We start from the raw sequence: 14,704 nt of genomic DNA on the forward strand, positions 1-14,704 counted from the left end.
CCTGATCGGATCTCTCCTCTCCACGGGGCCCCGGACCACCCGGTCCGGGGCCCCGGTGCGTGCCGACCGGCTCAGCGCAGGAGGAGGACGAGCAGCATGGTCACCGGCAGCGAGAGCAGCGTGGTGGTCAGGACGACGTCCCGGCCCAGCTCCGGGGCCTGCCGGTACACCGTGGCCAGGACGAAGACGTTCTGGGCCGAAGGCAGTGCACAGGTGACGGCCACCACCAGGAGCAGCTGCGCGTCGAGCCCCCACAGCAGCCCCAGCCCCAGGCCCACCAGCGGCATCGCCGCCATCTTGAGCAGCACGGCCGCGACGACCTCCCGGCCGGCGCCCCCGCGCAGCGGCCGTGGCCCCCAGCGCAGCGACATGCCGAAGGCCAGCAGCATGGCCGGCACGGAGAGGTCCCCGATCATCTCCAGGGGTGCGCCCCACTCACCGGGGATCGACCAGCCCTGCACCGAGAAGAGCAGGCCGAGCAGCGAGCCCACCGTCATCGGGTTGCGCAGCGGCCGGGTCATGGTCCTCCACCGGGAGGCCGTGCCATCCGCGTCGAGCAGGTCCAGGCCCAGCAGGGCCATCGGCTGGACGAGCAGGAGCTGCCCCAGGAGCACCGCACTGGCGTACACCGCGTCGCCCAGCACGTAGACCGCGATGGGGATGCCGAGATTGGCCGCGTTCACATAGCCGCTGGCCATCGCCCCGATGAGCTGCTCCCCCGGGGTGAGGCCCCAGGCCCGACCGAGCAGCCAGAACACCCCGGCCACCAGGAGGGCCGCGGTGACGGTGATGACCAGGGGCGGGGAGAGCACCTGGTGGAGCGGCGCCGCGGCGATGATGGTGAAGAGCAGCGCCGGCGTGCCCAGCGTGAAGGTGACCCTGGAGAGGGCCTCGACGGTCCCGTCGGGGACGAGCTCCCGGGCCGCGGCGAGGTAGCCGACGCCGATGACGACGCCGATCGTCCAGAAACCCTCGATGACGTCCAGCACGGGGGCATCCTCCCGCACCGGGTCGTCGGTGGTCGGTGGCAGGCTGACCCCCGATGTCCGATGACGTGCTGCAGCGGTTCTCCCCTCCCACCCGCGCGTGGTTCGAGGCGAACTTCGCGGCGCCCACCACCGCCCAGGCCGGGGCGTGGGACGCGATCAGCCGCGGGGAGAACACGGTCGTGGTGGCCCCGACCGGCTCCGGCAAGACGCTCTCGGCCTTCCTGTGGTCCCTCGACCGGTTCGTCCCGCACGGGGATCAGCAGCCCCCCGACGCGCCGTGCAGCGTCATCTACGTCTCGCCGCTGAAGGCCCTGGCGGTGGACGTGGAGCGCAACCTCTCGGCGCCCCTGTCCGGCATCGGGCACGCGGCCACCCGACTGGGGGGCGAGGCGCCGCAGGTGAGTGTCTCGTTGCGTTCCGGGGACACCCCGGCGGCCGAGCGCCGCCGGTTCGCCAGCCGCGGGGCCGACGTCCTGATCACCACCCCGGAGTCGTTGTACCTGCTGCTCACCTCACGGGCCCGGGAGCAGCTGACCGGGGTGACCACCGTGATCGTCGACGAGGTCCACGCGCTGGCCGGCACGAAGCGGGGCGCCCACCTCGCGCTCTCCCTGGAGCGCCTGGACGCGATGCTGGAGCGGCCCGCGCAGCGGATCGGGCTCTCGGCGACGGTCCGCCCGGTGGACGAGGTGGGGCGCTGGTTGACGGGCGGGCGCCCGGTGACGATCGTCCAGCCGCCGGCCGAGAAGGCGTGGGAGCTGTCCGTCCACGCCGACGTGCCGGACATGGCCGACCTGAGCACCGCGCCCCAGGTCTCCCCCGCCCAGCCCGATGCGGGGAGCGTGCCGGGCGGGGCGGGTGCGGTGGCCTCGGCGGGCGACAGCGCGCCGGGAGCGCCGGGCGTGCCAGGCACCTCGGACGTCGAGTCCGAGCTCTCCCTTCCGGAGCACCTCACGCTGGCGGACCTCTCCCCGGAGGTGGCGGGGGCCGATCCCCGCGACCGGGCGAGCATCTGGCCCCACGTGGAGCACCGCATCGTCGAGGAGATCGCACGCCACACCTCGACCCTGGTGTTCTGCAACTCGCGCCGGTCGGCCGAGCGGCTGACGGCGCGGCTCAACGAGATCTGGGCCGAGCGGGTGGCCCTGGCCGACACCGACGCGGGCAGCGCAGCCGAAGCCGACGAGGGTGCAGACGGCGGCGACACCGACCGCGGCCGCGCAGGACGAGTCACCGCATCGAGCCCCCGATCACCCGCAGAGATGATGGCGCAGGCCGGCGCCTCGGCCGGGGCACCCGCGGTGCTGGCGCGGGCGCACCATGGGTCGGTGAGCAAGGAGCACCGGGCCGAGATCGAGGACGCGCTGAAGGCCGGCACGCTCCCGGCCGTGGTGGCGACGAGCTCGCTGGAGCTCGGCATCGACATGGGCGCGGTGGACCTGGTGGTCCAGGTGGAGTCCCCGCCCAGCGTGGCCAGCGGCTTGCAGCGGGTGGGGCGCGCCGGTCACCAGGTGGGGGCGGTCAGCCGCGGCAGCTTCCACGCCCTGCACCGGCAGGACCTGCTGGAGACCGCGGTGGTGGTCGAGCAGATGCGCAGCGGCGGCATTGAGGCGCTGCGGATCCCCGCGAACCCGCTGGACGTGCTCGCCCAGCAGGTGGTCGCGGCGTGTGCCATGGACGACTGGTCGGTCGGGGAGCTGCACACGATGGTGCGGCGCGCGGCCCCGTGGTCGGACCTCTCGCGCGCGGTGCTGGAGTCCGTGCTGGAGATGCTCACAGGCCGCTATCCCTCAGAGGACTTCGCCGACCTGCGGCCCCGGCTGGTCTGGGACCGCGTGGACGACCTGCTGACCGCCCGCCCGGGGGCGCAGCGCCTGGCCATCCTGTCCGGCGGCACCATCCCCGACCGCGGGCTCTTCGGCGTCTTCCTCGCCGGGGGTGACGGGCCGGGACGGCGGGTCGGCGAGCTCGACGAGGAGATGGTCTACGAGTCACGGGTGGGCGACGTCTTCACCTTGGGCACCTCCGCCTGGCGGATCGAGGACATCACGCACGACCGGGTGCTCGTCTCCCCTGCGCCGGGGCAGCCGGGCCGTCTGCCCTTCTGGCACGGCGACGGGCTGGGCCGCCCGGCCGAGCTCGGGGCGCACCTGGGGGCCTTCGTCCGCGAGGTGGCCACCGCGCCCGCCACCACCGTGCGGGAGCGACTGGAGGAGGCAGGCCTCGACGCGTGGTCGGTGGCGAACGTCACCGCCCACGTCCGAGCGCAGACCGAGGCGACGGGCACCGTGCCCGGCGACCGGGACCTCGTGGTGGAGCGCTTCCGGGACGAGCTCGGCGACTGGCGCGTGGTCCTCCACTCCCCGTGGGGCTCGCCGGTCCACGCGCCCTGGGCGCTCGTGCTGGCCGAGCGGCTGCGGGAGCGCTTCGGCGTGGACGTGCAGGCCCTCCACGCCGACGACGGGATCGTCCTGCGGATCCCCGACCTCGGCGGGATCGACGCCTGGGCCGTGCCCGACCCCCTCCCCGGTCCGGCTGGTGCCGGCACCCCGGCGGGACCGGGGCCCGTCGCCGTGGACGCCGGCTCGCTGGACACCGCGCTCGGCGAGCTCCTCGCGATCGACCCCGAGGAGGTGCACGACGCGGTGGCCGCCCTGGTCGGGGGCTCGGCGCTCTTCGCCTCCCGCTTCCGGGAGTGCGCGGCCCGGGCGCTCCTCCTGCCCCGCCGCCGCCCCGACCGTCGGCAGGCCCTCTGGCAGCAGCGGCAGCGAGCAGCCTCCCTGCTCGAGGTGGCGGCCGGGCACCCCGACTTCCCGATCGTCCTGGAGACCGTCCGCGAGGTCCTGCAGGACGTCTACGACGTCCCCGCGCTCACCGAGCTCATGCGGCGCCTGGCCGCCCGGGAGGTCCGGCTGCACGTGGTGGAGACCCCGCAGCCCAGCCCCTTCGCCCAGAACCTGCTCCTGGGCTACGTGGCCCAGTTCCTCTACGAGGGCGACTCCCCCCTGGCCGAGCGGCGGGCGGCGGCCCTCGCCCTCGACCCGACGCTGCTGGCCGACCTGCTCGGACGCTCCGAGGGCACCGCCCTGCGCGACCTGCTGGACCCGGAGGCGGTGGCCACCACCCAGGCCGAGCTCCAGCACACCACACCGGACCGCCGCGCCCGGTCCGCCGAGGACCTGGCCGACCTGCTGCGCGTCCTCGGCCCGCTGCGCCGCAGCGAGATCGCGGCCCGCAGCGTCGAGGGGGCCGATCTCGAGGCGTGGACCGCTGAGCTGGCCGCCGCCCGCCGGGCGGTGGAGCTGCCGATCGCCGGGGACCCCCGCTGGGCCGCGGTGGAGGACGTCGCCCGCCTCCGCGACGCGCTGGGCACCCCGGTGCCGCCCGGCCTCCCCCAGGCTGCCCTCGCGGCGAGCGACGACCCGCTCACCGACCTCGTCATCCGCCACGCCCGCACCCACGGCCCCTTCACCCCGGGGGCGCTCGCCGAGCGCCTCGGCCTCGGCCGGGCGGTCGTGCTCCCGGTGCTGCGGGAGCTGGTCCGCTCCGGGCGCCTGGTCGAGGGCGCCCTGCTGCCCACCGCGCTGGGCGGCCGGGAGAGCGTCGACGGGGTGGGTCCGGACTTCTGCGACGCGGAGGTGCTGCGCCGGCTGCGGCGCCGCTCGCTGGCCGCCCTGCGCGCCGAGGTGGAGCCGGTCGACCCCGACGACTTCGCCCGCTTCGTCCCCCGCTGGCAGGGGCTCGACGCCCCGGGCCGTGGGGTCGACGCGGTGGCCCGCGCCCTGGAGCAGCTCACCGGGGCGGTGCTGCCGGCCAGCGCGGTGGAGTCCCTCGTGCTCCCGGCTCGCGTGGTCGACTACGACCCGGCCATGCTCGACGAGCTCCTCGCCAGCGGGGAGTTCCTCTGGGCCGGCCACGGCCTGCTGGCCGCGGACGATCTCTGGGTGAGCTTCCACCCGGCCGACCAGGCACCGGCCACGCTGCCCCTGCCCCCGGTCGACGCGGCACCGTCGGGACCGGGGGCCGAGCAGGTGGCGCAACTGCTGGCCGCCGGCGGCGCCCAGCGACTCGCTGAGCTCCGGGCCGCCCAAGAGCGCGGGGGCGAAGCAGCCGAGGAGACGGCGCGGCCGGTCACCGACCCGGAGTGGACCGAGGCGGTCTGGGAGCTCGTGGGCGCCGGGCGCCTGACGAGCGACACCTTCGCCCCGGTCCGGGCCCGCCTCGCCGGGGGACGCACGACCCACCGGTCCCGACCGAGCGGCCGCCGGTCCCGGGTCTCGGGCCGCCCCACGTCCCTGCGGGGCCTCGCCCCCGCCCGCTCCGGCGGGCTGCGCAGCCAGGTCGGTGCCAGCACCCCGGCGGTGCTGACCGGGCGCTGGTCCCTGCTGCCCGAGCGGGAGACCGATCCCACGGTGCGCGCCGTCGCCGCCACCGAGGTGGCGCTGGACCGGCACGGGATCGTGACCCGCGGCGCCGTCGCCGCCGAGGAGGTGGACGGTGGGTTCGCCGCCCTGTACAAGGTGCTCGCGGCGGCCGAGGACGCCGGACGGGTGCGCCGCGGGTACTTCGTCGACACCCTCGGGGCGGCCCAGTTCGCCACCACCGGGGCGGTCGACCTCGTCCGCGGCGAGCAGTCCCGGGGCACCGACCGGCTCCTGAGCGCCTGCGACCCGGCGGTCGCCCACGGGGCCGCCCTGCCCTGGCCGGAGACCACCGGCGGTGGCCACCGCCCGGCCCGACGGGCCGGAGCGCTCGTGGCCCTGGTGGACGGCCTCCCCGCCGTGTGGTGGGAGCGAGGGGGCCGCACGGCGCTCACCTTCACCGAGGACCCCGCGCTCCTCGCCCGGGCGGCCACCGTGGCGGCCCACGCGATCCGGCAGCGGCGGGTGCCCGTGCTCTCGGTGGAGAGGATCGACGGCGAACCCGCCCTGCGCGGGGACTCACCACTCGTCCCGGCCCTGGAGGCCGCCGGCTTCGTGCCCACTCCCAAGGGGTGGAGGCTCCGTGCCTGAGGGGGACGTCGTCTGGCACACCGCCCGGCAGCTGCACGCCGCGCTGGCCGGGCACGAGCTGGCCCGCAGCGAGCTGCGCTGGCCGACGCTGGCCACCACCGACCTCACCGGGCGCCGGACGCTGGAGGTCGTCCCCCGTGGGAAGCACCTGCTCCACCGCCTCGAGGGCGGGCTCACCCTCCACTCCCACCTCCGCATGGAGGGCAGCTGGCGGGTCCACCCCGCAGGTCGCCCGCCCCGGCTGCCCCGCACCACCCGCGCCGTCCTGGCAACCGCCACCCGGCTGGCCGTCGGCGACACCCTGGGGATGCTGGACCTCGTCCCCACCGAGGCCGAGGAGCACCTGGTGGGCCACCTCGGACCGGACCTGCTCGGCCCCCACTGGTCCCTGCCGGTCGCCCTGGCCAACCTCCGGCGGGACCCGGACCGTCCGATCGCGGCGGCCCTGCTCGACCAGCGCAATCTGGCGGGGATCGGCACCATCTACGCCAGCGAGCCGCTCTTCCTCCGCCGGGTCGACCCCTGGCGCCCGGTCGGCGCGGTCCCGGACGCCACCCTGGAGGCCGTCGTCGAGACCGCCCGGATGGCGCTGGCGGCGGCCTGCCGGACCCCGGGGCCGTGGGAGGGCCGCACCACGCCCCGCCACCTGCGGGAGACCCGGTGGGTGCACGGCCGGGTCCGCTCGGCCTGTCTGGTCTGCGGCACCCCGATCGCCCTCGACCCGGTCGGGGATGCGCCCCACGACCGGGTGTTCTTCCACTGCCCGAGCTGTCAGGCGTCCACCCCCGGGGCAACGCCCCGCACGAGCTCCCGAACGCAGTGAGCCGCCCCGAGGGGCGGCTCACCGTGAGATCGGCGGCTGGTCAGCCCACCGGGGCCGGTTCGCGCCGACGCACCGTCCCGGCCGGGAGCTCGGCGAGCGAGTCCGGCACCCGCATGGCCTCCTCCGCCTCGGCCACGGCCACCCGCATCGCCACGTCGGTGAGCATCTCCGACATCGGCAGGTGCAGAGCCCGGCAGATCGTCGCGAGCATCTCCGAGCTGGCTTCCTTCTCCCCCCGCTCGACCTCGCTGAGATAGCCCAGCGAGACCGAGGCGTCGGAGGACACCTGCCGCAGGGTCCGGCCCTGGTCCAGCCGGCGCTCGCGCAGGACGTCGCCGACCTCTCGTCGCATGACCACCATCTGGCCCTCCTCCTCGTCGTGATCCCCCGGCTCAGGCGAGCAGGTCGCCGGCCCGGGAGGGATCGTCCAAGTCTAGTTGCCGGTGCAAGTCGAGCAGCAGGGCCGTCACCGTCCCCTCCCGGACGGCCTCCCGGTCACCGTCGAGACGCAGCACCCGGTCGGTGAGCTCCCACCGGTCCTCCCGCCCCGCCCGACCGCGCCGCGCGACGGCGACGTGGACGGTGCCGGCCGGGTGCCCGTCGGCGGGTCCGGGACCGGCCACGCCCGTGGTCGCCAGTCCCCAGTCCGCACCCAGCAGCCGGGCCACTCCCCGCGCCATCTCCCGGGCCACCTCGGCATCCACCGGCCCGGTGCGCTCCAGCCGGGCGGGGTCGACGCCGAGCACCGAGGCCTTGACCTCGGTGGCGTAGGCCACCACACCACCGCGCACCACGACCGAGGCCCCCGGCACCGCCGTCAGGGAGGCCGCCACCAGCCCTCCGGTGAGGGACTCGGCGACCGCCACGGTCTCCCCCCGGGCCGTGAGCACCGCGACGACCCGGGCGGCCGGGCTCATCGCTGCGGGGCGGGGCGCTCGCGGCGCCCGCGGGTCCACAGCCGCCAGGCGTCCACGAGGTAGTCCAGGCCGGTCACGACCGTGACGACCATCGCGGCGATCATGATCCAGAAGCCGACCATGACGACCGGCTCGACGGGCATGAGCATGAAGGCCACCGCCACCGACTGCAGGACCGTCTTGAGCTTCCCGCCCCGGCTGGCGGCCATCACGCCGTAGCGGATGACCACGAAGCGCACCAGGGTGATGAGCAGCTCCCGGGCGAGGATGACGACGGTGACCCACCAGGGCAGCAGGCCGACGAGGCTCAGGCAGACCAGGGCCGACCCGATGAGGGCCTTGTCGGCGATCGGGTCGGCGATCTTGCCGAAGTTGGTGACGAGATTCCGGCTCCGGGCGAGGTCGCCGTCGATCCGGTCGGTGATGGCCGCCAGGGCGAAGACGGCGAAGGACCACCAGGCGGCCAGGTGCTGACCGTCCGGGGCGGGATCGTGCAGGAGCAGCCAGACGAACACCGGGACCATGAGGATCCGCAGCACGGTCAGGCCGTTGGCGATGTTCCAGGCGCTCGCCTCGGGATTCACCTCCGTGGCCCCGGTCCGGCGCGGGGCGCTCGACGGGTGGCTCATGCGAGCTCCCCCCGGGCCACGAGGTCGACCCCTTCGGAGCCGACCACCGTGGCGGCCACGATCTCCCCCACCCGCAGGTCGGGGGCCGAGCCGTCGGTGCGCTGCAGGATGGTCACGCCATCGACCTCCGGACCCTGGTGCTCGGCGCGACCGATGACCTGCCGGGCGCTCTCCCCGGTCGGCTCCCCGGTGTCCTCGTCGAGGAGCTCGAGCTCCTCGATCTCCTCCACGAGCACGCTGACCGACTCCCCGACACGGTCGGCCGCCCGCTGGGCCATGACCTCCTCGGCGAGATCGCGGATCCGGGCGACCCGGGCGTCGACGACCTCCTGCGGCAGCTTGTCACCGAGCCGCTCGGCCTCGGTGCCGTCCTCGTCGGAGTAGCCGAAGACCCCGAGCACGTCGAGCTGGGCGCGCTCCACGAAGTCGGCCAGCAGGTCGACCTCTTCCTCGGTCTCCCCCGGGAAGCCGCAGATGACGTTGGAGCGGATGCCGGCGGTGGGCGCGGCCGCACGCACCTGCTCGATGAGTCCGAGGAAGGACTCGGCGTCCCCGAAGCGACGCATCCGGCGCAGCAACGGACCGGAGGCGTGCTGGAAGGAGAGGTCGAAGTAGGGCACCACCCCGGGGGTGCTCGTCATGACTGTGAGCAGCTCGGGACGCGTCTCCGCCGGCTGGAGATAGCTCACGCGCACCCGCTCGATGCCCCCGATCGCGGTGAGCTCGGGCAGCAGCGCGTCGAGCAGCCGCAGGTCGCCGAGGTCCTTGCCGTAGGAGGTGGTGTTCTCGCTCACCAGGAAGAGCTCGCGGACCCCGTTCTCGGCCAGCCAGCGCGCCTCGGCGAGCACGTCGGTGGGGCGGCGGGAGATGTGGGCCCCCCGGAAGGACGGGATGGCGCAGAAGGCGCAGCGCCGGTCACAGCCCGAGGCGATCTTCAGCGGCGCCCACGGGCGGTCGTCGAGCCGGCGGCGGATCACCGACGAGGGCCCCGAGGCGGGCGCCGGCCCGTCCAGGCTCGCGTCACCCGGCTCGACCGGCGTGATCGCGGCCAACCCGGCCGCGGCGGCCTCCTCCGGGGAGACGTCGCCGTGCCCGGGCAGAGCCACCCCCGCCGCCCCGGCCTGCCGGTCCACCGGGGACAGCGGCAGCAGCCGGCGCCGGTCCCCCGGGGTGTGCGCGGCCGGGGCGTTCCCGTCGAGCACCGCCCGCAGGGAGGCCGACATGTCGGCATAGGAGTCGAAGCCCAGCACCGCGTCCGCCTCCGGCAGCTCCGCGGCCAGCTCCGAGCCGTAGCGCTCGGCCATGCACCCGACGGCCACGACCGCCCCGGTGCGCCCGTCGGACTTCAGGTCGTGCGCCTCCAGCAGCGCGTCGATGGAGTCCTTCTTGGCCGACTCCACGAAGCCGCAGGTGTTCACCACGGTGACATCGGCGCCGTCCGCCTCCTCCGCGAGCTCCCAGCCGGCCGCGGCCAGCCGCCCGGCCAGCTCCTCGGAGTCCACCGCGTTGCGGGTGCAGCCCAGGGTCGCGATGTGGACGCTGGGCCGCTCGGTCTCGGGGAGGGCGTCGGTGGAGGGAGAGCTCATGGACCCAGTCTAGGTCCGCGACCCCCGGCCGGGGTCTGCCCGGTGCAGCACCCTGCTCGGGGCGGCATGGGAGGGTGAAGGCATGTCCGACTGTGCCGAGATCCGCTCCCTGCTGCGCGAGACCCCCCTCGTCGACGGCCACAACGACCTGCCCTGGCGCCTGCACGAGCTCGCGCTGGAGCACCCCGAGGAGACCGACCTCACGGTCGCCGACCTGGCCGGCGGGACGCTCGGCACGCACACTCCCACGCACACCGACCTGCCCCGCCTGCTGGACGGCGGGGTCGGGGCCCAGTTCTGGAGCGTCTTCGTGCCGGCCCAGCTCTCCGGGGACGCCGCGGTGAGCACCACGCTGGAGCAGATCGACCGGGTGCGTGCCCTCTGCGCCCGCCACCCCGAGCGCCTCGAGCTGGCCGACTCCGCCACCGAGGTCCGCCGGATCCACGCGGCCGGCCGGGTGGCGAGCCTGCTGGGCGCCGAGGGTGGGCACTCGATGAACAGCTCCCTGGCCACGCTGCGCCTGCTCCGGGAGCTGGGTGTGCGCTACATGACCCTCACCCACAACAGCAATGTCGATTGGGCCGACAGCGCCACCGACGTCGAGCGCATCGGCGGCCTGAGCCGCTTCGGCACCGAGGTCGTGGCCGAGATGAACCGGATCGGCATGATCGTCGACCTCTCCCACGTGGCCCCCGGCACGATGCGCGACGCGCTGGCCGCCACCCGGGCCCCGGTCCTCTTCACCCACTCCGGCGCGCGGGCGGTCACCGACCACCCGCGCAACGTGCCCGACGACGTCCTCGCCGCCCTGCCCGCCAACGGCGGGGTGTGCATGGCGACCTTCGTGCCCAGCTTCGTCAACCAGGCCGTCGCCGACGCACGCACCGCCCGGGAGGAGGCCGCCCGGGACGCCGGGCACGCACCGGGCACTCCGGAGTTCGAGGCCTTCACCGAGCGGCACCTGGCCGAGCACCCCGACCCCGTGGCCACCCTGGAGGACGTCGTGGCCCACGTGGAGCACCTGCGGGAGGTGGCCGGGATCGACCACGTCGGCCTCGGGGGCGACTACGACGGCACCCCGCTGCTGCCGCAGGGGCTCGAGGACGTCTCGAGCTATCCGCGGCTGCTCGCGGCGCTGTCCGATCGTGGGTGGAGCCGGGAGGAGCTCACGAAGCTCGCCGGCACGAACGCCCTGCGGGTCCTGCAGGCCGCGGACGACGTGGCGGAGCAGCTCGCCGACGAGCCGGCTCGCCGGTGGCGGATCGAACAGCTCGACGGGGTCGGCTGAGGCCGGGCTCAGCGGTTGCGGAACTTGGTCAGGGTGAGACCCATGAGGCGCGCGACCACGAGCGCCACGTAGTTCATCCCCGCCATCTCCTCGAGCACGATGACGGACCGGGCGTGCGCGCCCGCCGGGGCGATGTCGGACAGGCCGGTGCCGGTCATGGTGGTGAACGAGAGGAAGATCAGCTCGAACCAGGCGAGCTGCTCCCCGTGCGGCGCCGAGAAGGAGCCCGGCCAGATGATCTGCACCGCGCCGTAGGTGTAGGCGAAGGCCCAGACGGCCACCGTGAAGGTGGCCCCCGTGGCCCACAGCTCGTCGCTGGTCACCCAGTTGTCGGCGAACATGTAGACCAGCAGCGAGACGACCACGTAGAAGTAGAAGGCCGAGCTGACCAGCATCGTGGCCAGCTCGATCGCGGCGCTGTCGGGCCACACGACCTGGGCCAGGGTGAGCAGCGCCGCGGGTCCGCCCACCAGCACCGCCACCCAGGTGAGCGTCGGGGTCCGGCGCACGGCGCGCAGCGCGAGCACCAGCACGAGCAGGCCGAGCAGGGCCAGCCCCACCCGCCCCGGGCCCCGGTCGCTCGTGAAGGGGTAGAGGATGACGCTCACCAGCTGCACCGCGAGCAGCACCGCCGAGGGGTTGGCCAGCACGGCCCGCCACCAGCGGACGTACCAGGGCGGCAGGGGGCGCGTTCCGTGGCGCAGCATCAGCGGCCCGTCAGCTGCCAGGCGTCCTCGTCCTCGTCGTCCTCCTCGGACTCGACGGAGAACTCGGAGGTGTCCACGTCGGCATACCGGTCGGTGGCCGGCCGGGGCGCCGCGGCCGGCTCACCACCGGTCGCGTCCTCGGCCTGCTCCTCCCCGGCGGCGTCCTCGGCCAGGTCCTCCGGCACGTCCTCGCCGCGGAGCCGGGCGAGGGTGGCCGGTAGGTCCTCGGGGCGCACGAGCACGTCGCGTGCCTTGGACCCCTCGGAGGGACCGACGATGTCCCGGGACTCCATGAGGTCCATGAGGCGCCCGGCCTTGGCGAAACCCACCCGCAGCTTGCGCTGCAGCATGGAGGTCGAGCCGAACTGGGTGTTCACCACCAGCTCGGTGGCCTGCAGCAGCACGTCGAGGTCGTCGCCGATGTCCTCGTCCACATCCTTCTTGGGGGCGACCTGCGCGACGTCCTCGCGATAGCTCGGGGCGAGCTGTCCCTTGACGTGGGCGACGACCTCCGCGATCTCGGACTCGTTGACCCAGGCGCCCTGTACACGCATCGTGCGGCTGGCCCCCATCGGCAGGAAGAGGGCGTCACCCTGCCCGATGAGCTTCTCGGCACCCGGCTGGTCCAGGACCACGCGGGAGTCGGCCAGCGAGGAGGTCGCGAAGGCCATGCGGCTGGGCACGTTGGCCTTGATGAGACCGGTGACGACGTCGACCGAGGGGCGCTGGGTGGCGAGCACCAGGTGGATACCGGCGGCACGCGCCAGCTGCGTGATGCGCACGACCGACTCCTCGACGTCGCGCGGGGCGACCATCATGAGGTCGGCGAGCTCGTCGACCACCACGAGCAGGTAGGGGTAAGGCTGCAGCTCCCGCTCGGAGCCCGGCGGCACCTTGACGGCACCGGACCGGACCGCCTTGTTGAACTCGTCGACGTGCTTGAACCCGAAGTTCGCGAGGTCGTCGTAGCGCTGGTCCATCTCCCGGACCACCCACTGCAGCGCCTCGGCGGCCTTCTTCGGGCTGGTGATGATCGGGGTGATGAGGTGCGGAATGCCGCCGTAGACGGTGAGCTCCACCCGCTTGGGGTCGACGAGCACCATGCGCACCTCCTCGGGCGTGGAGCGCATGAGGATCGAGGTGATCATCGAGTTCACGAAGCTCGACTTTCCCGAGCCCGTGGCACCGGCCACCAGGAGGTGCGGCATCTTCGCCAGGTTGGCGATGACGTACCCGCCCTCGACGTCCTTGCCGACGCCCATGACCATCGGGTGGGTCTGGTTGCGCGCCTTCTCGCTGCGCAACACGTCGCCCAGCGAGACGTTCTCGCGGTCGGTGTTCGGGATCTCGATGCCGATGGCGCTCTTGCCCGGGATCGGCGAGAGGATCCGCACCTCGGCGGAGGCCACCGCGTAGGAGATGTTCTTGCTCAGCGCCGTGATCCGCTCGACCTTGACGCCGGGGCCCAGCTCGACCTCGTAGCGGGTGACCGTCGGCCCCCGGGTGAACCCGGAGATCTGGGCGTCGACGTTGAACTCCTCGAAGGTGTTCGTCAGCGCCTCGACGACCGCGTCGTTGGCCGCCGAGCGCTCCTTGTGCGGGGAGCCCGGCTTGAGGAGGGAGGAGTCCGGGAGGGTGTACGTGACGTCACCGGAGAGGGCGAGCTGCTCGACCCGCTGCGGCAGCTGCGAGGTGGGCGGGGGCACCGCGTCGGTCGGCTTGTCGACCGGCTTCTCGGGCGTGGGCCTGGCGCCCGGCTTGGCACCTGGCCGGGCGCCGGGACGCCGGCTGCGGGCGGGCTGGTCGCTCGGCGCCTCGTCCAGCGGCGTGGCACCGCGGTCGTCGGGCTGCTCGTCGACCGCCAGGGCACGGGTGTCGTCCTTCCCCAGCCCGTCGGCCAGGTCGACGGCATCGGCCTTGCGGGTGCGGCGCGCGGTCCGCACGGACTTCCGGGGGCTCGGGTCCACCTCCGCGGCCTGGTCGAAGGGGACCGTCTCCTCGCCCTCGGCTTCCCCCCGGCCCCGGCGACGGGCGCGGACCGGCTGTCCGTCCTCCTCGTCCGCACCGCGCAGCCGGCGCGGCAGACCCCGGGAGTCCCGCTCGCCGTCCCACTCCTCCTCCCGGCCGAAGAGGCGCTCCCCGAGCTCGCCGAGCCGGTCGGGGATGCGGTGCACGGGCGTGGCCGTCAGCACCAGCAGCGCGAAGAAGGCCAGCAGCGAGAGGACGATGGTGGCCCCCAGGCCGGTGATGCCCACCCGCAGCGGGTTGGCCACGAGGTAGCCGAGGATCCCGCCGGCCCCCCGGACATCCCCCAGTCCCTGGGCGGCGTCGGGGAAGCCCTGGGCCGCGGCGGTCAGGCCGCACGCCGCGAAGATCGCGCTGGTGGAGCCGACCACCCAGCGGGCGTTGTCGGCGGACTCCGAGGGGCGCCGGAAGAGGTGCACGGCCACCAGGAGGAGGAGCAGGGGCAGGGCCTGAGCCACGAGACCGAAGGTGCCAGCGGCCACCGCGTGGATCGCCCCGCCGAGGGCACCCGAGAGACCCCACCACTCCCGCAGGGCGATGACCACCGCGAGCGCCAGCAGCACGAAGGCCACGCCGTCCCGGGCGTGGTCCCGCTCCAGGCCGCGGGCAGACCCGCCGACGCTCCGGACGGCCCCCCCGAAGATCCCGGTGATGCCGTTCCAGGTGCCGGTGACCATGCGGCTCAGGAGACCCGGACCGCTGCGCTCCGGGGCCCGTGAGGCCGCCCG

General features: G+C 74.6%; 10 protein-coding genes. 3 read left to right on the top strand and 7 right to left on the bottom strand.

The genetic code is table 11. The features are described from left to right. Positions 1-71: 71 nt before the first annotated feature. A complete protein-coding gene (locus CFT82_RS02385; RefSeq protein ID WP_088817482.1) occupies positions 72-989 on the bottom strand; it encodes an AEC family transporter in 918 nt (305 codons plus the stop codon). A 53-nt stretch (positions 990-1,042) separates the two neighbouring features. On the opposite strand from CFT82_RS02385, the gene CFT82_RS02390 reads away from it, so the two are divergent. Both CFT82_RS02390 and CFT82_RS02395 read left to right on the top strand, forming a co-directional pair. After that, positions 1,043-6,001, top strand: coding sequence for an Lhr family helicase (locus CFT82_RS02390; RefSeq protein WP_088817483.1), 4,959 nt, complete (start codon positions 1,043-1,045; stop codon positions 5,999-6,001). Beyond that, positions 5,994-6,824 carry an Fpg/Nei family DNA glycosylase gene (locus tag CFT82_RS02395; protein WP_088817484.1) on the top strand — a complete coding sequence of 277 codons (831 nt, stop codon included), beginning with the start codon at positions 5,994-5,996 and terminating at the stop codon, positions 6,822-6,824. The genes CFT82_RS02390 and CFT82_RS02395 overlap by 8 nt, the downstream gene beginning before the upstream one ends. A 40-nt stretch (positions 6,825-6,864) precedes the next feature. Here CFT82_RS02395 and CFT82_RS02400 read toward each other — a convergent pair whose 3' ends face one another. Genes CFT82_RS02400 through rimO form a run of 4 tightly spaced genes read right to left on the bottom strand, consistent with a single transcriptional unit; the run spans position 6,865 to position 9,956 of the window. After that, the gene (locus CFT82_RS02400) at positions 6,865-7,185 is read right to left on the bottom strand and encodes a helix-turn-helix domain-containing protein (protein WP_088817485.1); all 321 of its coding nucleotides are present in this window, start codon (positions 7,183-7,185) and stop codon (positions 6,865-6,867) included. 31 nt (positions 7,186-7,216) lie between these two features. Next, positions 7,217-7,741, bottom strand: a complete 525-nt coding sequence (locus CFT82_RS02405) for a CinA family protein (protein ID WP_088818285.1) — start codon at positions 7,739-7,741, stop codon at positions 7,217-7,219. After that, the gene (pgsA, locus tag CFT82_RS02410) at positions 7,738-8,370 is read right to left on the bottom strand and encodes a CDP-diacylglycerol--glycerol-3-phosphate 3-phosphatidyltransferase (protein ID WP_088817486.1); all 633 of its coding nucleotides are present in this window, start codon (positions 8,368-8,370) and stop codon (positions 7,738-7,740) included. The genes CFT82_RS02405 and pgsA overlap by 4 nt, the downstream gene beginning before the upstream one ends. After that, on the bottom strand, positions 8,367-9,956 hold the full coding sequence (gene rimO, locus CFT82_RS02415; RefSeq protein WP_088817487.1) for a 30S ribosomal protein S12 methylthiotransferase RimO: 1,590 nt from the start codon (positions 9,954-9,956) through the stop codon (positions 8,367-8,369). The genes pgsA and rimO overlap by 4 nt, the downstream gene beginning before the upstream one ends. 82 nt (positions 9,957-10,038) lie before the next feature. Here rimO and CFT82_RS02420 point away from each other — a divergent pair, with 82 nt between their 5' ends. Continuing rightward, positions 10,039-11,244 (top strand): dipeptidase, encoded by a 1,206-nt coding sequence (locus tag CFT82_RS02420; RefSeq protein WP_088817488.1) that lies wholly within the window; start codon positions 10,039-10,041, stop codon positions 11,242-11,244. Between the two features lie 8 nt (positions 11,245-11,252). On the opposite strand, the gene CFT82_RS02425 is transcribed toward CFT82_RS02420, so the two are convergent. Next, positions 11,253-11,951, bottom strand: coding sequence for an ion channel (locus CFT82_RS02425; protein ID WP_088817489.1), 699 nt, complete (start codon positions 11,949-11,951; stop codon positions 11,253-11,255). Continuing rightward, complete coding sequence (locus CFT82_RS02430) at positions 11,951-14,653, bottom strand: FtsK/SpoIIIE family DNA translocase (RefSeq protein WP_200815066.1); 2,703 nt, start codon at positions 14,651-14,653, stop codon at positions 11,951-11,953. Before CFT82_RS02430 ends, CFT82_RS02425 begins: the two co-directional genes overlap by 1 nt. Positions 14,654-14,704: the final 51 nt, after the last annotated feature.

It is taken from the genome of Kytococcus aerolatus (assembly GCF_900187395.1).
Lineage (GTDB): Bacteria > Actinomycetota > Actinomycetes > Actinomycetales > Dermatophilaceae > Kytococcus > Kytococcus aerolatus.